Source organism: Marinitoga arctica (genome assembly GCF_054657315.1).
Genome location: NZ_BAAHYY010000015.1, coordinates 1 through 21,848, shown reverse-complemented (window position 1 = coordinate 21,848; position 21,848 = coordinate 1). Strand labels below are relative to the sequence as shown.

The window sequence follows — 21,848 nt, the reverse complement described above, 5'->3', positions numbered from 1 at the left end:
TATTAGATTTACCTTTTATGATATAATTAAAATGAAAGGAAGTGACTCAATGCAAAGAGAATTTGATTATTATTTAAAAAATATAGAAGAACTTCTTGAAAGAAAACTAATAGATTCTGAAATAAATTTATTAAGAAAAGCATATTTTTTAGCCAAAGAAGCTCATGATGGACAAATGAGAGCTTCAGGAGAACCTTTTTTTGAACACCCAAAAGCTGTTTCAAAAATTTTGGCCGAATTAAAAATGGATATCGAAAGTATTGTTTCTGCATTATTACACGATGTTGTTGAAGATTGTGATGTTCCTATAGAAAAAATCACAAAAGAATTTGGACCTGAAATATCAAGAATTGTTGATGGAGTTACTAAAATCAGTAATTTAAAATTAAATGAAAAACTAAATAAAGTTGATATGAAATCTTTAGAAAAAATAGAAACTATTCGTAAAATGTTGCTTGCAATGTCTAATGATATAAGAGTTATTATTGTAAAACTATCTGACAGACTGCATAATATGAGAACTTTGCAATATGTTCCTCATAAAAAACAAATCATAAAATCACAAGAAACACTTAAAATCTATGCTCCAATTGCCCATAGGTTAGGCATTCACAAGATAAAGGCAGAATTGGAAGATCTTTCATTTAAATATTTATACCCTGAAGCATATGAAGATTTAAAAAGAAAATTAGAAGAAAAAGTAAAAAATGTACAAGATAAAATGGAAGAATATAAACAAATAATTTCAGAACAATTAGTAAAACACAATATAAAAGCTACTTTACAAGGAAGGACAAAACATTTATATAGCATTTGGGAAAAAATGTTAAGAAAAAATAAAAGCTTTTATGAAATATATGATGTTATTGCGCTAAGAATCATAACAGAATCTCCAACTGCTTGTTACGCAGCCTTGGGAGTTGTTCATTCAGTATGGCGACCTGTACCGGGAAGAATAAAAGACTATATAGCTGTTCCGAAATCAAATGGCTATAGATCTATACATACAACAGTTATTACAAACAAAGGAGAAACATTGGAAATACAAATTAGAGATTGGGAAATGCATGAAGAAAGCGAATACGGTTTAGCTGCTCACTGGGCATATAAAGAAGGAGTAGATTCAAAAAAACTATATTTTGTAAAAAGATTAATGGATTTACATAAAGAAATTGCTCAATCTGCATTTAATCTAAATGAAATTGAAGAAGAATTAAAAGCACATGAAGTCTTTGTTTTTACTCCTAAAGGAGAGATTATACATTTGCCTTATGGAGCTACACCAATTGATTTTGCATATGCTATTCATACAAATGTAGGTAATCATTTTGCCGGAGCAAAAGTTAATGGAAAAATTGTTCCTATAAGTTATGAATTAAATAATGGTGATATTGTTGAAATAATTGTTAACAGAAATACAGAAGGGCCGAGTATAGACTGGCTAAAATATGCAAAATCTTCAAGAACAAAACATAAAATAAAGAGATATTATAGACTTAAAAATGAAAAAAATCTTGAAGAAAAAGGACGAGAGAAAATTAGAGAAATCGCTAAAGAATTAAACATGTCCATTGATAATTTAATTCATGAAATAAAAGATAATCAAACCTTTTGCGAAAGAAACAAAATTAAAAATGAAGAAGAATTATATATTAGGCTTGGATTTGGTGATGTTAACCCAAAAGAAATATATAAATTATTTGAATCTAAAGAAATTTTTAAAGAAAATAAAGAAAAAGAAGAGATTTATGAATCTCAAAAAATACAATATAAAAGGAAAGGTATTGGAATAATTGTTGATGGCCAAGAAGGTATTGATGTATATTTTGCAAAATGTTGCAATCCTGTTTTAGGTGATGATATTATAGGAATTGTTAGTAGAAAAGGAATTGGCGTTCATAGAAAAAATTGCCTAAATATAAAAGAGGTCCCTATATCCAGAATAGTTAAAGTTACCTGGATAACAAATGATACTGAAAATTCAAAATTCGTTACACACTTACTTATAGAAATGGAGAAAAAATCTATTCTTGATGATATTAGAAGGGTAATAAAAATGGAAAAAGCAAATATAGAAATGTATGAAACATCAAGAAAAATAGATAAAATAGATTTAAAAATGCGTTTAGCTGTTAGAGATGTTCAGCATTTAATGAGAGTTTTAACTGCAATAAAAAACCTAAAAGGAATTTATAGTGTAAGGAGGAGTTAAGTTTGAGAGCAGTTGTCCAAAGAGTATTAGAAGCACATGTTGATGTAGAAGAAAAAACTGTAGGTAAAATAGATAAAGGAATTTTGGTATTAATTGGAGTAGGTCAAAATGATACCGAAAAAGATATTGAATGGTTGGCAGATAAGATAATGAATTTAAGAATTTTCGAAGATGAAAATAATAAAATGAATTTATCTTTATTAGACATTAAAGGTGAAATATTAATTGTTTCTCAATTTACATTATATGGTGATTGTAGAAAAGGAAGAAGACCATCTTATTCAAATGCAGCTAAACCTGAAAAAGGAAATGAATATTATGAAAAATTTGTCAATTATGTAAAGAGTAAATATGATATAAAAGTTGAAACAGGAGTATTTCAAGCAGATATGAAAGTACATCTAATCAATGATGGTCCGGTTACCTTATTATTGGATTCGGAAAAATTATTTTAATTTTTTGGAGGTGTTTATATGAAAGAAGTAGAAGTAACTGTATTTGTTTACTCAGAACATCCTTTTGATGCTCATATTAGTGCAGATGGAGCAAAATATGGAATCACTCCACAAAACATACATAAATTTTATAGGGGAGAAGAAAAACCAGCAAAAGGTGTAGTTATCAAGTTCAAATTACCAGATGGCACAAAAAAATACATAAGGGCTGAATAGAGGGAAGAAATAATGAGAAATTTATATTTAATAGATGGTAGTGGTATAGCTTATCGAGCTTTTTTTGCACTTGATCAAGAACTTAAAACATCTACTGGCATTCCAACAAATGCCATCTATGGTGTTACTAAAATGATACTAAAGATACTAGATAAATATATTTTAAAAGATGAAGATGCTATTATTTTTGTAATGGACAGAAAAACTGTTACCTATAGACACAAGTTACTTGAAAGCTACAAAGCTAATAGACCAGAAACTCCTAAAATATTTAAAGACCAAATACCTTATATATTAGAAATAATTAACGCTTTAGGAATCAAAACAATCGCTGAAGAAGGCTATGAAGCAGATGATGTAATAGCAACTTTAGCATTAAAAGGGCAAAAAGAATTTGAGGAGATATTTATTTTCTCTTCAGATAAAGATTTAATGCAACTTGTTAATGAGAAAATAAAAATGTTAAGAATAGGAAGAGGCATTACTGATATTAGAGAATATGATGTTAAAAAAGTTTATGAAAAATACGGGTTTGGACCTGAAAAGATACAAGATTTCCTCGCATTAACAGGTGATGCTGTAGATAATATTCCAGGTGTTAAAGGAATTGGAGAAAAAACTGCAACTAAGCTGATAAAAGAATTTGGTTCTTTAGAAGAAATATATAAAAATGTTAGAAATACTACTAAATCTATTCAGAAAAAATTAATTGATGGAAAAGAAATGGCTTTTTTAAGTAAAAAACTAGTTCAACTTGTTACTGACATACCACTGGATATTAATTGGGAAGATTATATTTATAGAGGATTTAATAAAAACCTAGAAGTATTACTTAATGAGTTTGAATTTAAATCTATAATAAGGGAATTGGGTTTTAAAGAACAAAAAAAAGTTGTTAAAGTCAATAACTTACCAGAAATAGATGATTTATCATCAAAAGGCGATTATGAACTTTTGGAAATAGATGATTTAGAAAACTTTTTCCAAAGTTTAAAAGAACAAGATATTATTTCTTTTGATTTGGAAACCACTTCTATAGATCCATTTAAAGCCGAAATTTTGGGCGTTGCTATATCTTATAAACCAAAAAATGGATATTATATTGATCTATCTAAAATATCGCATGAAACAAAAATTAAAGTATTAAAAGATTTATGGGAAATACTAAAAGATAAAAATTTAGTAGGTCAAAATTTAAAATATGATCTTTCTGTAATGAAAGTAAACGGTTTTGATTTAAAAACTCCTTATTTTGATACAATGATTGCAGCATATCTTATTTCACCTGATTCAAGACGGTTTAACATGGATGATCTTGCAAAAAAATATTTGAATTATGAAACTATAAAATATACTGATGTTGTAAATGAAACATTATTTGCCAATACTTTAAAAGATATAGATTCAAAAAAAGTAGCTGAATATTCAGGAGAAGATGCAGACATTACTTTAAGATTGTTTTATGTTTTACGACCAAAAATATATGAATTTGAATTAGAAAAGATACTATTTGAAATTGAAAATCCTTTAATTCCAGTATTAACTAAAATGGAATTAAATGGAGTTTACTTTGACATTCCTTATTTAAAAGAATTAGAAAAAGAATATACACAAATCACTAAAAATATTTTAGAAGAAATTAAAAATATTGCAGGATATGAAATAAATCCTAATTCCCCTAAACAGATTAGAGAATTATTATTTGAAAGACTAGGTTTATCCCCTAAGAAAAAAACAAAAGGGGGTCAATTTTCTACAAACGCTCAAGTACTTGAAGAAATGAAAAACGATCATCCTATTATTCAAAAAATTCTAAATTACAGAAAATATCAAAAATTATTGTCAACATATATTCAATCAATTCCAAAACTAGTTAATAAAAAGACAAATCGTGTTCATACCTCATTTAACCAAACCGGCGCTGCAACTGGAAGATTAAGTAGTAGTGATCCTAATCTCCAAAATTTACCTATTAGAGAGGTTGAAGGCGAAAAAATTCGTAGAGCTGTTAAAGCAGAAAAAGACAATTATGTTCTTTTAAGCGCAGACTATTCTCAAATTGAGTTAAGAGTATTAGCACATATGAGCAAAGATCCTGTTTTAATTGAATCATTTAGAAATGATTTTGATATTCATACTATTACAGCTGCAAAACTATTTGATGTAAAAGAAAAAGATGTTGATAATCATATGAGACAAATCGGAAAAATGATTAATTTTTCTATTATTTATGGTGTTTCTTCATATGGATTATCTGAAAGAACAGGTATTTCTATTGAAGATGCTGGTATATTTATAAAAAAGTATTTTGAATTATATAAAAATGTGGAGAAATATCAAAAACAAATATTGTCTGATTTAGCAAAAAATGGTTATGTTGAAACATTATTTGGCAGGAAAAGGTTTTTAAACAACCTAAGATTAAATAAAAACGATTTAAAACGTATGGCTATAAATACACCTATTCAAGGTACAGCTTCTGATATTATGAAAATATCCATGATAAAATTAGATAATGCATTACCAGAATATGCAAAAATGATACTTCAGGTACATGATGAAATAGTAATAGAATTGCCCAAAAATAAAGTAAATGAAATTTCAAAAATTGTAAAAGAAACTATGGAAAATGCCGTTGCCCTAGATGTTCCACTTAAAGTTGATATAAGTGTAGGTGAAAGGTGGACAAAGTGAGGCGATAAAATGAAAAAGTTGTTTTTATTATTCGTAATGCTATATATTAGCATAATTTCTTTAAGTTATACAAATATTAATTTTAGTTTTATTTTCACGTTTGGAAGTACAAATACAACATATAGCCAAATTGTACGATTAAAATATATTAATGATTCATCAATAGCTACAGTAACGTTTTATTTAAAGAAATATCCAGAAAAAATAAAAATAAATAATGAAGAATATGATGTTTACTCACAAAAACAAAAATTTATTATTCCCGCAGGAAAGATGTTAGTAAAATATAACAATAAAGAGTTTGAATTTTTATTAGAAAACGAAGAATTAGATATTGGTTTATCTCAACAAGTTGTTCCTAAAGTTAAAATTATTTCTTATACAAAAGTTATATCTCCTAATGACGACTGGTATAATGATAATCTTAAAATCATTTTATACTCAAATACATATGGTTATATCAAATTGTTCAACGAAGAAAAAAGAATTTATCCAGGGAAGAATATATTATACTTTCCTATAAATTTAGAAGATGATAGCTATATTACAAGTATAATTGTTTATAATGAAAAAGGAGAGTTTAAAAAAGATATAAAATTTAAGGTTGACAGGACTAAGAAAACTGCAACTAAATATATACTTTTATCAATTTTAGGATTATTCATAACTCTAATAGGGTACTCAGTATTAAATCAATAGGGCCTTAGGCCCTATTTTTGATTAAAAAGTCTTCTACTTCTTGCCGAGTAGGAATAGAAGATTGTGCTCCTTTTCTTGTTACAGAAATTCCTGCTGCAGCTGATGCAAATTGTATAGCTTCTTTTATATTTTTATTCTCTTCTAAAGCAACAGCTAAAGCCCCATTAAACACATCACCCGCTGCAGTTGTATCCACAACATTATCTATTTTAAACACAGGTATTTTTAATATTAAATTTCTATTATACAAAATTATATCTTTTTCCCCTTGTTTTAATAATATATTTTTTACACCTAAATTAAAAAATTTTCTTAAAATTTCTTTCAAATTTTTTTCAGGATTCAAATTAAAAAATTTTTTTGATAAATATTTAAATTCTTCTTCGTTAGGTGTAAAATAATCCACATATTTAAATATTTCCATTTCAATGTTTTGAGCTGGTGCCGGATCAAATATAATGATCTTCTTTTTAGAATAAAGTGTTTTGGCTATATGTAAAGATGTTTCAAATGGGATTTCATTCTGCAATAAAAATATTTTATATTCACTCAAAACATCTAGCTTTCTTTTTATAATATCTGATGTAATAAAACCATTTGCACCTTCAAATAAAATGATTCTATTTTCCCCATTTTTTGTAACTTCAATATAAGCCCTTCCAGTAGGTAAATCTGTGTATATATATCCTCTAATATTTAATTTATCAAAATTATTAGCTAATATTTTACCAAAGTCATCATTACCAAGAGCTGTAAAAAAATAAACATTATCCTTTGAAAGTTTAGCTGCTGTAACTGCTTGATTTGCACCTTTCCCGCCTGGAAAATATTCTATAGAGATAGCTTTTTGAGTTTCTCCAGGATTGGTAAATTTCTCCACAGTCAATACTATATCCATATTTGAACTACCTATGACACCTATCATTTTTCCCCCTCCAATCATCTTATTAACGATACACAAATAAAACATATTTATTATATTATTATATCATACTTAATGCTTATTGCGCATACTCAATTATACTTACGCATATTCATAATAAAAAGGAATAATTATGAAATTTTCTTCATACTTGTCTTTTTTTCCTATTTTTTTGATTTTGATAAATCAAAAACAAGTTGTATAATTAGACACGAATATTCAAAATAAAGGGAGGAGAAATTATGCCTATTAATTTAAAAGGAAGAAGTTTATTATCATTAAAAGATTATACTCCAGAAGAAATAAAATATTTATTAGATTTAGCTTTTGATTTAAAATCTAAAAAAAGAGCAGGTATTAGAACAGAAACATTAAAAGGAAAAAATATTGTTTTAATTTTTGATAAAACTTCAACAAGAACTAGAACAGCTTTCGAAGTTGCTGCATTAGATGAAGGAGCACATGTCACTTTTCTAACTAATAGTCAAATGGGGAAAAAAGAATCTATTGAAGATACAGCAAAAGTTCTAGGAAGAATGTATGATGGAATTGAATATAGAGGATTCAAACAAAAAGTTGTTGAAGATTTAGCAAAATATTCTGGTGTCCCTGTATGGAATGGATTAACAGATGAAGCTCATCCTACTCAAGGTTTAGCTGATGTTATGACAATGATGGAATTTATTCATAAGCCTTTGAATCAAATGAAAGTTGTATTTATTGGAGATACTAGAAATAACGTTGCAAATACTTTAATGAGAATTTCCGCAAAATTAGGTATGCATTATGTTGCAGTTGGACCAGAATCATTAAAACCTTCTGATGAAATGATGAACGAAGCTTTAGAAACTGCTAAAGAAACTGGCGCAATAATTGAATATACCCCAGATTTAGATGGAGTTAAAAATGCGGATGTTATATATACTGATGTATGGGTTTCAATGGGTGAAGAAGATAAAATGCCTGAAAGAGTTGAATTGTTAACTCCTTACAGGGTAGATATGGACTTAATTAAAAGAACAGAAAATCCTAATGTTATTTTCTTGCATTGTCTTCCTTCATTCCATGATTTTGAAACAGTTGTTGCTAAAGAAGCTAAAGAAAGAGGTTTAGATATTAGAGAAGTAACTGATGAAGTATTTAGAAGCAGGCATTCAAAAGTATTTGATCAAGCAGAAAACAGAATGCATACAATAAAAGCTATTATGATAGCTACATTATAAAATATGTCAGGGGGGAAAAGTATGAAAAAGTTAGCAGTTGTTGCTATAGGTGGGAACGCAATGAACAGACCTGGTGAAAAACCTACAGCTGAAAATATGTTCAAAAACATTAGAGTAACAGCCTCATATCTTGCTGATATGATAGAGATGGATTATGATATTATAATTACACATGGTAATGGACCTCAAGTTGGAAATTTATTATTGCAACAAGATATTGCCAAAGACACAATACCTCCATTTCCAATGGATGTTCTAGGTGCAATGACACAAGGATATTTAGGTTATATGATTGTTCAAGAGTTAAAAAATATTTTAAATGAAAGAAATATAAAAAAAGATATTGCTACAGTAGTAACACAAATAGTTGTAGACAAAAATGATCCAGGATTTAAAAACCCAACAAAACCTGTAGGACCTTTTTATAGTGAAGAAGAAGCTAAAAAAATGATGGAAGAAAAAGGTTGGATTTTCAAAGAAGATGCTGGTAGAGGTTGGAGAAGAGTTGTTCCTTCACCAATCCCGTTAGACGCAATTGAAAAAAATACAATTAAAGATTTAGTTGAAAATGATGTTATAGTTGTAGCTGGTGGCGGTGGCGGAATACCAGTTATAATTAATGAAAATGGTGAAATAAAAGGCGTTGAAGCTGTTATTGATAAAGATAGAGCTTCTGCGCTTCTAGCAAAAGAATTAAATGCTGATGAATTTATTATTTTGACAGCTGTAGAAAAAGTTTATCTTAACTTTAACAAACCAAACCAAAAAGCTTTAGATACAATTACAATAGAAGAAGCTGAAAAATATATTGAAGAAGGCCACTTTGCAAAAGGCAGTATGTTACCTAAAATAGAAGCCTGCATATCTTTCGTAAAAAATTCTGGAAAACCAGCATTAATTACTGATATGGAAAAATTAAAAGAAGCTTTAGAAGGAAAAACTGGTACAAAAATTATTTCATAACATTAATAGAAAAAACTAACCATTGTCTGGATTGTGAATCTCTCCCTCTCCCCACAATCCAGACCTTTTTTATTAAAGGAGGAAAAATATGTATATATTTTTAGACTATGATGGAACATTAATCAAAACATCTGAAGAGATTTTTCAAAAATATTATTTTAAAAGTTTTTTAGATTATACAAATATAGATGATGTTAATGTAATTAATCATATTTTAGAAGCTACAAAAAATCTTATTAAGAAAAATGATAAAGATTTAAATAACTTAGAATTTTTTCTTAAAGAAATGGAAAAAATAACAGGTAAAAACAAAGATTATTGGTATAACATTTTTTGGGATTATTATATGAATTATTTCCAAAATTTAAAAAAAATCATCGAACCTAACATTAAATTGATAAACAAAATAAAAAATACAAATCATAAATTGATATTCGCATCAAATCCTGTATTTCCAGAAATTGCTGTTCATCATAGAATAAATTTTATCAATATGCTTCCTGAAAATTTCTACTATATTTCTTATATGGAAAATTCTCATTTCTGTAAACCCAATCCAAACTATTTTATAGAGATTTTGGATAAATTGAATATTGGTTTTGAAGAATGTGTAATGATAGGAGATTCTGAATTTGATAAAGCTTCCCTTAAAGCAGGAATAAACTTTATTCATATATCCGAGGAAGATAAATGGGAAAAGCTTTTTATGTAGAATTAAACTAAAAAATTAAAAATCATATGGGATTCCTCAAAGGATCCCATATTTTTTATACTGATAAAATTTATCTTATTTAAAATTTAATATTTTCGAAACATTATAAAGATATAATTTAATATAAGAACCCACCAGAGGAGGGGTAGTATGGATTTAAAAAAATGGAGAAAAAAAACAGCAAAAACGTCTGGAGCTTTAGTAAGAATGAGACAACAAAGTTATTCTGATGGCTCGTTACTTGGGAAACACAAACTTTTAATGGCTTTGGCCATATCTGCTATTATAAAATGTGAACCTTGTGTAAAAGGCTATGTTAAATTAGCTTATGAAAATGGTGTAACAGAGGAAGAATTACTCGAAACACTTGATGTTATAATGACGATGGGCGGATGCCCTGGGGAAGAATGGTCTATGATTGCATATGATTATTGGGAAAAATTAAAAAATGATATTATACCTAATATTGAAATGAAATTAAAAAATAGTGAAGAAGGATGTTGTGATTAGAGGTGATAAAATGAGTGGGAAAATAGAAAAAAAGGTTAATTTTAGAGTTGTTGGCATGACATGTGCAACGTGTGCGAAAACTGTAGAAAGGGCTTTGAAAAAAGTTGATGGCATAAAATTCTCAGCTGTTAATTTAGCTACAGAAACTGCCTTTGTAGTAGCCGAAGATGACATATCATTTGAAAAATTAAAAGAAGCTGTTCAAAAAGTTGGATATGATATTTCTACAGATATGAGTCAAGATTTAGAGAAAAAGAGATACCAAGAAGCAAAGAAAAATTTAATTTTATCTTTGCTTGTTACTATTCCAATTTCTATTATGATGCTAATTCATATGATTTGGAAAGAAATACCTGGATTTTCTGTTATAGAAGTTATTGCCGGAGGATACGTAATATTCTATACAGGTAGAAAAACAATAAAAGGTGCCTGGATTGCATTAAGTCATTTTCATACAAACATGGATACATTAATTCTTTTCGGATCGGTAGCCTCTTGGATAACAGCATTACTTAATTCATTCGGCTTCCCAATTGCATCATTTGGAACAATTGGTGCAATGATAATGGCTTTACACATTACAGGAAGATTTATTGAATCTCATTTAAGAGATAAAGCAGCAAAAGAGATAAAATCATTAATGAATGTACAAGCAAAAGAAGCCAGAGTTTTAGTAGAGGATGAAGAATTACTTATGCCAATAGATGCAGTTAAAGAGGGATTTATTGTTTTAGTTAAACCAGGAGAAAGAATTCCAGTTGATGGAATTATAATTGAAGGAAAAACATCAATTGATGAATCAATGATCACAGGAGAATCCTTGCCTGTTGAAAAGAATGAAGAAAATGAAGTAATAGGAGGTTCATTAAACCTTACAGGAGTAATAAAAGTTAAAGTGACAAAAGTTGGAGAAAATACTTTTTTATCTCAAATGATAAAACTTATTCAAGAAGCTCAAGGAGCTAAAGTCCCTATTCAAGCTCTAGCAGATAGAATAACACTATGGTTCGTACCTACAGTAATGCTTTTGGCTTTGATTAGTGGTTTGTTTTGGTATTTTAATTTTGAAAATATGTATAATTTTCTAGAAGGTGCTAGAAATATATTTCCATGGATATTAAACACAAATGAACCTTTATCATTTGGTGTATTTGTTTTTGTTGCAACTATAGTTATAGCCTGTCCTTGTGCTTTAGGGCTTGCAACTCCTATGGCATTAGTCGCTGGAACAGGAGAAGCTGCTAAAAGGGGGTTAATTATAAGAAATGCTGAAGCTATCCAAACATCTAAAGATGTAAAAGTTGTAATTATGGATAAAACAGGAACAATAACAGAAGGAAAACCACAAGTTGTAGAATATACTATTCCTGAAGAAAAAATAAAAATTATTGCTTCTATTGAGAATATGTCTAATCATCCATTAGCCAAAGCAATTTCTGAGTTATCTAGAGAAAAAATAAAAATAGAAAACATTGAAGAAATAAGTGGAAAAGGGATGAAGGCTTCATATAATAATAATGAATATTTTATTGGAAAACCTAAAAATAAATATGATAAATTATATGAAAAAGGAAATACTGTCGTTGAAGTTTATGAAAATGATAATTTTCTAGGATACATTGCTATAGCAGATAGAATAAGAGAAGATTCTAAAAAAGCTATAGAAGAATTTAAAAAAATAGGAATTATACCTGTTATGGCTACAGGAGATAATGAAAAAACTGCTAAAGCAGTTGCAAAAGAAGTGGGAATTGAAGAAGTTTTAGCAGGTATAAAACCAGAAGATAAATTAAATATTGTTCGAAATTATCAAGCAAAAGGATACAAAACTCTTATGGTAGGAGATGGCATGAATGATGCTGCTGCTTTAAAAGGTGCTGACATCGGAGTTGCTATAGGTAGCGGAACAGACTTAGCAATAGATAATGCTGATGTAATAATAGTTAAAGGTGGAGTTTCAAAAATTGTTGATACTGTAGAAATATCAAGAAAGACTTTTTCTATAATAAAATCTAATTTATTCTGGGCATTCTTTTATAATGTTATTGCAATACCTGCAGCAATGTCTGGTTTATTACATCCAGCTATTGCAGAAGCAGCTATGGCATTTAGCTCTATAACTGTAGTATTAAATTCTTTAAGAATTAAAAGGAGGTAATTATATGGATATGAAGTTATTCGTTCCAGATATGGGATGTCAACATTGCGTTATGAAAATAACAAATGCATTAAATGAAATAGGTGTTAAAGATTTTGAAGTAAAGCTTGATGAAAAAAAGGTATATTTAAATTCGCCTAGCTGTGATATTGAGGTTATTTTAAGAAAGTTAGAAGAGATAGAATATCCTGCAGAAATAGTAATGGATTAGCCCCTGCTTTAGCAGGGGTTTTAATTTTGCAAAATTTTAAAAATGTAGTATAATTAATTTGAATTAATATATTTTATTAGGTGATAACATGAAAAAATGGAAAGTTTTATTGACAGATGATGATAAAATAGTACATTTATATTTTGAAAAGGTCGTAACCAATTTAAAATTTAAAAATGATGAAATCATATTATATCACGCATTTTCTTTTTCTGATGCAATAGACATACTCTCAAAAGAAAAAGATATTGCTATATTAATAACTGATTTAGTAATGGAAGATGAAAATACAGGATTGAAACTTATAAATTATGTAAGAAATGTGTTAAAAAATAGAAATATAAGAATAGCCCTAGAAACGGCTCGACCAGAAAAAGCAAATGAAGAAATGGTGGTCTATGAATATGATGTTAATGCCTATATTGAAAAAAAGATCTGAATGATGTTAAGATTAAAACAGTTATTTTAACTTTACTAAGATCATATAAAGACATTATTTTATTAGAAAATGGTGTGAAAGGATTAGAGAAAATAATTATAGAATCTCCCACTGTTTATTTTAATGAAGATATATACACTTTTTTTGAAGAATGGATTAAAAAAACAAAAATGTTTATTTTTTCTTATATGATAACCCAAAAATTTAAAATATATATTTTATATAATAAAAATGAATTTGGAGAAAAGATTGATTTAATTAAAAATAATGATAATATAATAAAAATGAATTTTACACACAATAATATTGATGGTATATTTATGATTGAATTTGGTGAAAAAATAGATTCAATTGAGAGAGGTATTATATTAACATACGTAAAGAGTTTATTTCTTAGTTTTGAAGCTATAAAATTTTCTACTGAAATTAACAAAACATCTAAAAGTATAATATATACATTGTCAGAAATAATAGAAAAACGATCACATGAAACTGGAAAACATGTAAAAAATGTTGCAGAATTTTCATATATTTTAGGTAAGGGATATGGTTTTGACGATAAAAAATTAGAAAATTTAAAATTATCAGCTCCTTTACATGATATAGGAAAAATAGGTATTTCTGATGATATTTTAAAAAAACCAGGTAAATTAACTGAAGAAGAATTTGAAATTATGAAAGAACATACAATAATAGGTTATAAAATTTTACGTGATTCGAATTGGGATATATTTAAAATAGCAGCTAATATTTCTCTTCAACATCATGAAAATTGGGATGGAAGCGGTTATCCTTATGGATTAAAAGGAGATAGTATTTTGTTAGAAGCACGAATTGTAGCTCTAACTGATGTTTTTGATGCCTTAACCCAGGATAGAATTTATAGTAAAGCATGGGATTTGAATGATGCAATTAAGTATATAAATGATCTTAAAGGAATAAAATTTGATCCGGATTTAGTTGAAATATTTAATAATAATATTGATGAAATTTATAAATTAAAAAAATAAACTGTGCATGTCGCACAGTTTATTTTATTTCTGCTATATGAAGGAAGTTTGTTTTACTTGAAAAACCATATGGAATTCCTGCTGTGAAAATAATTTTTTCACCAGGTTTAACTAATTCCTCATTCTTTAATGTTTGTTTTACTATATATAACATAGTGTCAGTACTTACAAATTCATTAACTATAATAGGTTTTACTCCCCATACAAGTGCCAATCTATTATAGGTTTTTTCTGAATGAGTTACAGCTATAATATTTACATTTTCTCTATATCTTGAAACTGCTCTAGCAGTAAATCCTTTATCTGTAACAGCAACAATTGTTTTTATTCCACTTGAAATAGCTATTTCATTCGCTGCTTTTGAAATTGCATTTGTAGTTGAATCTTCTTCATCAAAATCATAAAATAAAGCACCATAATGGTTTATATAAGGTTCTGTTTCTTTTGCCACTCTATCCATAACTCTTACAGCTTCTAATGGATATTTACCTATCGATGTTTCTCCAGATAACATAATTGCATCAGTTCCATCTAGAATAGCATTTGCTATATCTGTAGTTTCAGCCCTTGTTGGAACAGGGTTTTCTATCATTGTTTCAAGCATTTGTGTTGCTGTAATTACAGGTTTTGATTTTTTATTTGCTATACTAATAATTCGTTTTTGTAATACTGGTATTTTTTCTGCTTCAACCTCTACTCCTAAATCACCTCTTGCAACCATTACCGCATCAGATAATTCAATGATTTTTTCTAAATCATTATCAATAGCTTGTTTTGTTTCTATTTTACTAATGATTTGGGCATCTTTAGCATTTAAAGAATTTAATATTTCTCTCATTTCAATTACATCTTCTGGTTTTCTAACGAATGATAATGCAAAATAATCTACATCATTTTCAATACCAAATTTAATATAATCTTTATCTTTATTTGTTAATGCAGGTATTTTTATATCTGCGCCTGGAGCATTTATTCCTCTTCTGTGTGTGATAGTAGCAGTATTTTTCACTTTTGTTTTTATATTAATTCCATCAGTATCAACAACCTCTAACTTTAATTTACCATCATTCACTAAAATTAAATCACCTGGTTTTACATCTTTAGGTAATCCTTTATAATTAATAGAAACCTTTGTTTCATCTCCAATAACATCTTCTGAAGTAAGTACAAATTCTTGTCCTTCTTGTAAAGTTATTTCGTCTTTATTAAAATTTCCCGTTCTTATTTTTGGACCGGCTAGATCCAATAATATAGCTACTGGTTTGTCAAATTCTTTTCTAACTTTTTTTATTGTCTCTATTCTTTTCTTATGAACATCCGGACTTTCGTGTGATGTATTTAATCTTAAAACATCTGCACCTGCTTTTATTAATTCTCTTACCATTTCTTCTGATTCTGTAGCTGGTCCTATAGTTGCAACAATTCTTGTCTTTCTCATGCTATCACTCCTTATGATAATGTATCTACTAATTCAATTAATTTAGGATCCACTACTTTCTTTTCATTTAACACTTTATCTAATGAAACAGTAACAGTTTGTCCTTTTTCTAAAGCGACCATAGTTCCAAATTTACCTTCTAACAGAAAATTAACAGCTGAATATCCCATCCTAGAAGCTAATATTCTATCAAATGCTGTAGGAGAACCTCCTCTTTGAATATGTCCTAAAATTGTTATTCTTGTTTCATATCCTATTTTATTTTCAAAATGTCTTGCTACAGAATAAGCACTTGCTGCACCTTCAGCTACAACAACAATACAATTTATTTTTCCTCTTTTTCTTTCTTGCCATATTTTGTCGGTTAATTCATCATAATTTACAGGAACCTCTGGAATAATAACAGCTTCAGCACCAACCGATAATCCAGACATTAAAGCTATATATCCAGAACCTCTTCCCATAACTTCTACTATAAATGCCCTTTCATGAGAAGATGCGGTATCTTTTAATTTTTGCATAGCATCTACTGCTGTATTCAAACAAGTATCTACACCTATAGCCATATCTGTATCTGGAATATCATTATCAATAGAAGCAGGTATACCGATTACAGGCACCTCATGTTCTTCAAACAATAATTTAGCTCCTGTTAAGCTACCTTCTCCACCTATTACCACTAATCCATCAATTCCTAAATCTTTTAAATTTTTTGCAGCTTCAGCCCTAATTTCTGGGTTTTTAAACTCTGGAACTCTTGCTGTTCTTAAAATAGTTCCGCCTTTTTCCATTATTCCACCAACAGAAGAATAAGTTAATTCTACATAATCTTTATCTAAAATCCCAGCATATCCTTTATAAAATCCTATTACATCTATGCCTTTTGAAGCAGCGGTTCTTGTAACAGCTCTAACAGCCGCATTCATTCCTGGCGCATCTCCACCACTGGTAATAATTCCAATTTTTTTAATTTTTGACATTTTTCTCTCCCTCCTTATGTTATAAAACGTGAAAATCTATGAATATATGAAATTTTTTTCATTTATTACCGTTTATTGTTATTATACCATGTTTTTTATAAAATTTCTTTTCTTTATAAAAACAAATTTTAGATGTATAATACAAATGAGGTGATATTATGTGGAAAGAATTGAAAACATATATAAATGATTTTGAAGCACAGATGATCAAACAATTATTAGAATCAGAAGGAATTAAAACATTTATAAAATCTCCAAAAGAAATTGGGGTTGGTAGAGAGTTTTTTGGTAATGGAACAATAATGAATATCTATGTTGATGAAGAAGATTATAATAAAGCTAAAGAAATTTTAGAAAACAAGGAGGCAGATTGATGGAAAATTTAAAAAAAACTCCACTTTATGAAGAACATGTAAGATTAGGCGCAAAAATGGTACCTTTTGGTGGATGGGAAATGCCTGTATGGTATTCTTCTTTAAAGGATGAGCATCATAGTGTAAGAAATAATGTAGGTATATTTGATGTGTCTCATATGGGTGAAATAGATATCAAAGGTAAAGAGGCCGTTAAATTTGTAAATTATATAATTACAAATAATGTAGAAAAAATAAAACCTGGTGAAATTGTATATTCCCCTATGTTAAATAAAAATGGTGGAATTATAGATGATTTATTAGCTTATAAATATTCAGATACACATATCTTGTTAGTTGTAAATGCTTCAAATATTGAAAAGGATTATAGTTGGATAAAAAAACAATCAGAAAATTTTGATGTGGATGTAATTAATATTTCCGATAAAACTACACAAATAGCTATTCAAGGACCAAGATCTGAAGAAATGTTACAAGAAATTTCAGGGGTTGATTTAACAAAAATATCATATTATAATTTTACAGAAGGTAGAATTAACGGCATTCAATGCTTAGTATCAAGAACAGGTTATACTGGAGAAGATGGATTTGAAATATATTTCGATAAAGAAGCTGCTGTACCTATGTGGAGAAAATTAATTGAATTATTACCTAAATATGGCGGAAAACCAGCAGGACTAGGAGCAAGAGACACATTGAGGTTAGAAGCTACATATTTATTATATGGAAATGATATGACTGATGACATAACACCATTTGAAGCTGGACTAAAATGGGCAGTTGATATGGATAAAGAATTTATAGGAAAAGAAGAATTATTAAAAGAAAAAGAGACTGGAATAAGAAGAAGATTAAAAGGTATCGAAATGTTAGAAAAAGGCATTCCAAGACATGGTTATAAAGTATTTGTCGGTGATGAAGAAATAGGATTTATAACAAGTGGTACAGTTTCTCCCACTTTAGATAAACCTGTTGCTTTAGCAATGCTAAATAAACCTTATTATAAAAAAGATACTGAAATTGAAGTTGAAATTAGAGGAAAAAGAATAAAAGCTAAAGTAATAAAAACACCATTTTATAGAGGTAGTGTAAAAACTAGAAAATAACTTAGGAGGGTATGAGAATGAAAAAGTTTACTAAATCACATGAATGGGTAGAAGTAGAAGGAAATACAGCTACAATAGGTATAACATCACATGCTGCTGAAGAATTAGGCGATGTTACATTCGTTGAATTACCGGAAATAGGTAAAGAAGTAAAAAAAGGCGAAGTGCTTTGTGCTGTAGAATCAGTAAAGTCTGCTAGTGATGTTTACTCTCCAATTTCAGGAAAAGTTATTGAAGTAAATGAAGAATTGGATGCATCACCTGAAATCATTAATGATGATGCAGAAGGAAAAGGTTGGATTGTTAAATTAGAAATATCCGATGAAAACGAATTAAATGATCTATTATCAGAAGAAGAATACAAAAACTCATTATAATCATAGGCCCGGATTTCCGGGTCTTTGAAATTTTAAGAGTGAGGTGAATTAGGTGAAAAGATTTCCATATATTCCACACACAGAAGAAGATATTAAAGAAATGATGACTGTAATAGGAATTAATGATATAAAAGAATTATATAAAGATGTACCTAAATTATTTGAAGGTGAGTTAAATATACCAAAATCAAAATCTGAAATAGAAGTAAAAAAAGAATTATTAGAATTATCTGAAAGAAATGTGAATTTAGAAAATTATGCTATGTTTAGGGGTGCTGGTATATATAAACATTACGTTCCATCAGCAGTATATCAATTAGCAACAAAGAGAAACTTTTTAACAGCATATACTCCATACCAAGCTGAGGTTTCTCAAGGCACATTACAAGCATTATATGAATTTCAAACAGCTATATGCGAATTAACCGGAATGGAAGTTGCAAACTCTTCTATGTATGACGGCGGAACTGCTGTTGCTGAAGCTATTTTAATGGCAGCAAGGGTAAATAAAAAACATAAATCATTGGTAGCAAAATCTTTACACCCTGAATACATAGAAGTATCAAAAACATATACAGAATCTCAAGATATAGAAATTGAATTAATAAATTTTGATGAAAAATCAGGAAGAATAGATTTGGAAGATTTAAAAACAAAATTAGATGAAAATACAAGTTCTGTTGTAATATCTTATCCTAACTTTTTTGGTGTAGTTGAGAATATAAAACAAATAAAAGAAGTTTTGCCTGAAAAGGTGTTATTGATAGTAAATTCATATCCAATATCTTTAGGTTTATTAGAAGCTCCAGGTAATTTAGGTGCAGATATTGTTGTTGGAGAAGGGCAGTCACTTGGAAATTACATGTCTTTTGGAGGACCAACTTTTGGATTTTTTGCGTCAAAACAAAAATATATTAGACAAATGCCAGGAAGAATAATTGGTGAAACTGTTGACGAAGAAGGCAAAAGAGGTTTTGTAATGGTTTTACAAACTAGAGAACAGCATATTAGAAGAGCAAGAGCTACTTCTAATATTTGTTCCAACCATGCATTAATGGCTGTTGTTGCTTCTGTATATTTAAGCATTATTGGAAGAGAAGGACTTAAAGAAATTGCATATCAAAGTTACCAAAAAGCACATTATTTAGCTAAAAAATTAATTGAATCAGAAAAATTTGAACCTGTTTTTGAAGGTGAATTTTTCAATGAATTTGTAATTAAACCTAAATTTGATTTGGATGAATTTAATAAAAAATTAATAGAAGAAAAATATATTGGCCCTTTAAATTTAGGAAGATTTTTTGAAAATATGAAAAATCATGCTTTATTCTGTGCAACTGAATTAAATACAAAAGAAGAAATTGATTATTTAATTTCTAAGGTAGGTGAAGTAGATGAAATTAATCTTTGAAAAAGATAAATACGGAAGAACAGCATTTTCTCTACCGAAATTAGATGTTCCTGAATCAGAAATTGAATTAGAAGAAGAATTATTAAGAAAAGAAGATCCTGGATTACCCCAAGTACATGAATTAGAAATTGTTAGACATTATAACGAATTAGAAAGAAAAAATCATTCTGTAGATAGTGGATTTTATCCACTAGGATCATGTACAATGAAATATAATCCAATGTTAAATGAAGAAATGGCAAATTTATTTAATAACATACACCCTTATCTCGAAGAAGATCAAGTGCAAGGTGCTTTAGAGTTGATGTATAATCTACAAAATTATTTAGGTGAAATTACAGGGATGGATGCAGTTACTTTACAACCAGCTGCTGGAGCACATGGCGAATTAACAGGTATGCTTATTGTAAAAAAATATATAGAAGATAATGGCTATACTAACAAGACAAAAGTTATATTACCTGATTCAGCACATGGAACAAATCCTGCTTCTGCCAAAATGGCAGGTTTTGATGTTATTGAAGTAAAATCTGGAAGTGATGGAAGAGTAGATTTAGAAGAATATAAAAAAGCAATGGATGATAGTGTAGCAGCAATTATGCTTACTAATCCAAATACTTTAGGTTTATTTGAAAAAGATATATTGGAAATTGCTAAAATTGCTCATGAACATAATGCATTGTTATATTATGATGGTGCAAATTTAAATGCTATAATGGGTAAAGTTAGACCTGGAGATATGGGTTTTGATATAGTTCATATTAATTTACATAAAACATTTTCAACGCCACATGGAATGGGAGGTCCTGGAAGCGGTCCTGTTGGTGTAAAAGGAAAATTAAAAAACTATTTGCCAAAACCAATAGTTGATATTAATGAGGATGGAAAATACTTCTTTGATTATGATATTCCAAAAAGTTGTGGAAGATTAAGAACATTTTATGGTAATTTTGCAGTGTTGGTTAGAGCATATACATATATTTTAATGATGGGAAAAGAAGGATTAAAATTTGCAAGTGAAATGGCTGTTTTAAATGCAAATTATTTAAGAAAAAGATTAGAAAAAGAATTTAAAATAGCATTTGATGATGTTTGTAAACATGAGTTTGTTATTGATGGTTCATTCTTAAAAGAATATGGAGTAAAAACATTAGATTTTGCAAAAAGATTATTGGACTATAGTATTCATCCACCAACAATTTATTTCCCTTTAATAGTACATGAAGCGATGATGATAGAACCTACTGAAACTGAATCAAAAGAAGAGTTAGATCATTTTGTTGAAGTTATGTATAAAATATTAGAAGAAGCAAAGACAGATCCTGAAATATTAAAAGGAGCCCCACGTAATACCCCTGTTCGAAGATTAAATGAAACAGTAGCTAATAAACAATTGAAATTGAGAGGATAAGTATAGAAATGTAATAATAAAAAAACGCCATTCCAGTTAGGAATGACGTTTTTTTATTACCCATGTATTTTTAACTTAAGATTTGTTTCTAATCAATAGTATTATACATAAATTTTTTATTAAATTATGCTATAATAAAGAAGAAAGCATAAGCATAATTTGAATAAATGTTTATAGTAATTTGGAGGTGACCTGATGAAAAAATTACCAATAGGAGTACAGGATTATAAAAAAATAATAACAGGTGATTATATATATGTAGATAAAACTAAATATATTTATGATTTAGTATCATCAGGAGTTCCAATATTTCTATCAAGACCAAGG

At 28.4% G+C, this 21,848-nt stretch carries 22 protein-coding genes; 19 read left to right on the top strand and 3 right to left on the bottom strand.

Features of this window, described 5'->3' with window-relative positions:
• Positions 1–49: 49 nt before the first annotated feature.
• The 5 genes from ACYQ44_RS05555 to ACYQ44_RS05535 are packed head-to-tail and all read left to right on the top strand — an operon-like array spanning position 50 to position 6,276.
• Positions 50–2,212 (top strand): RelA/SpoT family protein, encoded by a 2,163-nt coding sequence (locus ACYQ44_RS05555; protein ID WP_459995835.1) that lies wholly within the window; start codon positions 50–52, stop codon positions 2,210–2,212.
• A 2-nt stretch (positions 2,213–2,214) separates the two neighbouring features.
• The gene (gene dtd, locus ACYQ44_RS05550; protein WP_459995834.1) at positions 2,215–2,667 is read left to right on the top strand and encodes a D-aminoacyl-tRNA deacylase; all 453 of its coding nucleotides are present in this window, start codon (positions 2,215–2,217) and stop codon (positions 2,665–2,667) included.
• 18 nt (positions 2,668–2,685) lie between these two features.
• A complete protein-coding gene (locus tag ACYQ44_RS05545) occupies positions 2,686–2,883 on the top strand; it encodes a hypothetical protein (RefSeq protein WP_459995833.1) in 198 nt (65 codons plus the stop codon).
• Positions 2,884–2,895: 12 nt separating this feature from the next.
• Positions 2,896–5,577, top strand: a complete 2,682-nt coding sequence (gene polA, locus ACYQ44_RS05540) for a DNA polymerase I (RefSeq protein ID WP_459995832.1) — start codon at positions 2,896–2,898, stop codon at positions 5,575–5,577.
• Between the two features lie 9 nt (positions 5,578–5,586).
• Positions 5,587–6,276: a hypothetical protein gene (locus tag ACYQ44_RS05535; protein ID WP_459995830.1), complete on the top strand. Its 690-nt coding sequence runs from the start codon at positions 5,587–5,589 to the stop codon at positions 6,274–6,276.
• 4 nt (positions 6,277–6,280) lie between these two features.
• Here ACYQ44_RS05535 and rbsK read toward each other — a convergent pair whose 3' ends face one another.
• Positions 6,281–7,201, bottom strand: coding sequence for a ribokinase (gene rbsK, locus ACYQ44_RS05530; protein ID WP_459995828.1), 921 nt, complete (start codon positions 7,199–7,201; stop codon positions 6,281–6,283).
• A gap of 239 nt (positions 7,202–7,440) precedes the next feature.
• Here rbsK and argF point away from each other — a divergent pair, with 239 nt between their 5' ends.
• The 8 genes from argF to ACYQ44_RS05490 all read left to right on the top strand — a co-directional run bounded on the left by argF (position 7,441) and on the right by ACYQ44_RS05490 (position 14,424).
• On the top strand, positions 7,441–8,421 hold the full coding sequence (gene argF, locus ACYQ44_RS05525; protein ID WP_459995827.1) for an ornithine carbamoyltransferase: 981 nt from the start codon (positions 7,441–7,443) through the stop codon (positions 8,419–8,421).
• A gap of 21 nt (positions 8,422–8,442) precedes the next feature.
• Positions 8,443–9,384: a carbamate kinase gene (gene arcC, locus ACYQ44_RS05520; RefSeq protein WP_459995826.1), complete on the top strand. Its 942-nt coding sequence runs from the start codon at positions 8,443–8,445 to the stop codon at positions 9,382–9,384.
• Positions 9,385–9,472: 88 nt separating this feature from the next.
• Entirely contained in the window at positions 9,473–10,096 is a 624-nt protein-coding gene (locus ACYQ44_RS05515) for an HAD family hydrolase (protein ID WP_459995825.1), read from the top strand.
• A gap of 150 nt (positions 10,097–10,246) precedes the next feature.
• Positions 10,247–10,606 carry a carboxymuconolactone decarboxylase family protein gene (locus ACYQ44_RS05510; protein ID WP_459995824.1) on the top strand — a complete coding sequence of 120 codons (360 nt, stop codon included), beginning with the start codon at positions 10,247–10,249 and terminating at the stop codon, positions 10,604–10,606.
• A gap of 10 nt (positions 10,607–10,616) precedes the next feature.
• Positions 10,617–12,764, top strand: coding sequence for a heavy metal translocating P-type ATPase (locus ACYQ44_RS05505; RefSeq protein WP_459995823.1), 2,148 nt, complete (start codon positions 10,617–10,619; stop codon positions 12,762–12,764).
• A gap of 4 nt (positions 12,765–12,768) precedes the next feature.
• Positions 12,769–12,975, top strand: a complete 207-nt coding sequence (locus ACYQ44_RS05500; protein ID WP_459995821.1) for a heavy-metal-associated domain-containing protein — start codon at positions 12,769–12,771, stop codon at positions 12,973–12,975.
• Positions 12,976–13,063: 88 nt separating this feature from the next.
• Entirely contained in the window at positions 13,064–13,414 is a 351-nt protein-coding gene (locus ACYQ44_RS05495; protein ID WP_459995820.1) for a response regulator, read from the top strand.
• 74 nt (positions 13,415–13,488) lie between these two features.
• Positions 13,489–14,424, top strand: coding sequence for an HD-GYP domain-containing protein (locus ACYQ44_RS05490; protein WP_459995818.1), 936 nt, complete (start codon positions 13,489–13,491; stop codon positions 14,422–14,424).
• A gap of 19 nt (positions 14,425–14,443) precedes the next feature.
• Here ACYQ44_RS05490 and pyk read toward each other — a convergent pair whose 3' ends face one another.
• Together pyk and pfkA are read right to left on the bottom strand one after the other, a co-directional pair.
• Positions 14,444–15,862, bottom strand: coding sequence for a pyruvate kinase (pyk, locus tag ACYQ44_RS05485; protein ID WP_459995816.1), 1,419 nt, complete (start codon positions 15,860–15,862; stop codon positions 14,444–14,446).
• An 11-nt stretch (positions 15,863–15,873) separates the two neighbouring features.
• On the bottom strand, positions 15,874–16,833 hold the full coding sequence (pfkA, locus tag ACYQ44_RS05480; RefSeq protein WP_459995876.1) for a 6-phosphofructokinase: 960 nt from the start codon (positions 16,831–16,833) through the stop codon (positions 15,874–15,876).
• 167 nt (positions 16,834–17,000) lie between these two features.
• Between pfkA and ACYQ44_RS05475 the strand changes: the two genes are divergently transcribed.
• The 6 genes from ACYQ44_RS05475 to ACYQ44_RS05450 form a co-directional block, all read left to right on the top strand.
• Positions 17,001–17,216 (top strand): putative signal transducing protein, encoded by a 216-nt coding sequence (locus ACYQ44_RS05475; protein WP_459995813.1) that lies wholly within the window; start codon positions 17,001–17,003, stop codon positions 17,214–17,216.
• Positions 17,216–18,322 (top strand): glycine cleavage system aminomethyltransferase GcvT, encoded by a 1,107-nt coding sequence (gcvT, locus tag ACYQ44_RS05470; RefSeq protein WP_459995811.1) that lies wholly within the window; start codon positions 17,216–17,218, stop codon positions 18,320–18,322. The genes ACYQ44_RS05475 and gcvT overlap by 1 nt, the downstream gene beginning before the upstream one ends.
• Positions 18,323–18,333: 11 nt before the next feature.
• Positions 18,334–18,699, top strand: coding sequence for a glycine cleavage system protein GcvH (gene gcvH / locus ACYQ44_RS05465; RefSeq protein ID WP_459995808.1), 366 nt, complete (start codon positions 18,334–18,336; stop codon positions 18,697–18,699).
• 52 nt (positions 18,700–18,751) lie between these two features.
• Positions 18,752–20,110 (top strand): aminomethyl-transferring glycine dehydrogenase subunit GcvPA, encoded by a 1,359-nt coding sequence (gene gcvPA / locus ACYQ44_RS05460; RefSeq protein WP_459995805.1) that lies wholly within the window; start codon positions 18,752–18,754, stop codon positions 20,108–20,110.
• Positions 20,094–21,521, top strand: coding sequence for an aminomethyl-transferring glycine dehydrogenase subunit GcvPB (gene gcvPB, locus ACYQ44_RS05455; RefSeq protein WP_459995803.1), 1,428 nt, complete (start codon positions 20,094–20,096; stop codon positions 21,519–21,521). The genes gcvPA and gcvPB overlap by 17 nt, the downstream gene beginning before the upstream one ends.
• A 195-nt stretch (positions 21,522–21,716) precedes the next feature.
• Positions 21,717–21,848 (top strand): AAA family ATPase (locus ACYQ44_RS05450; protein ID WP_459995875.1); only part of this gene is annotated, 132 nt, incomplete at its 3' end.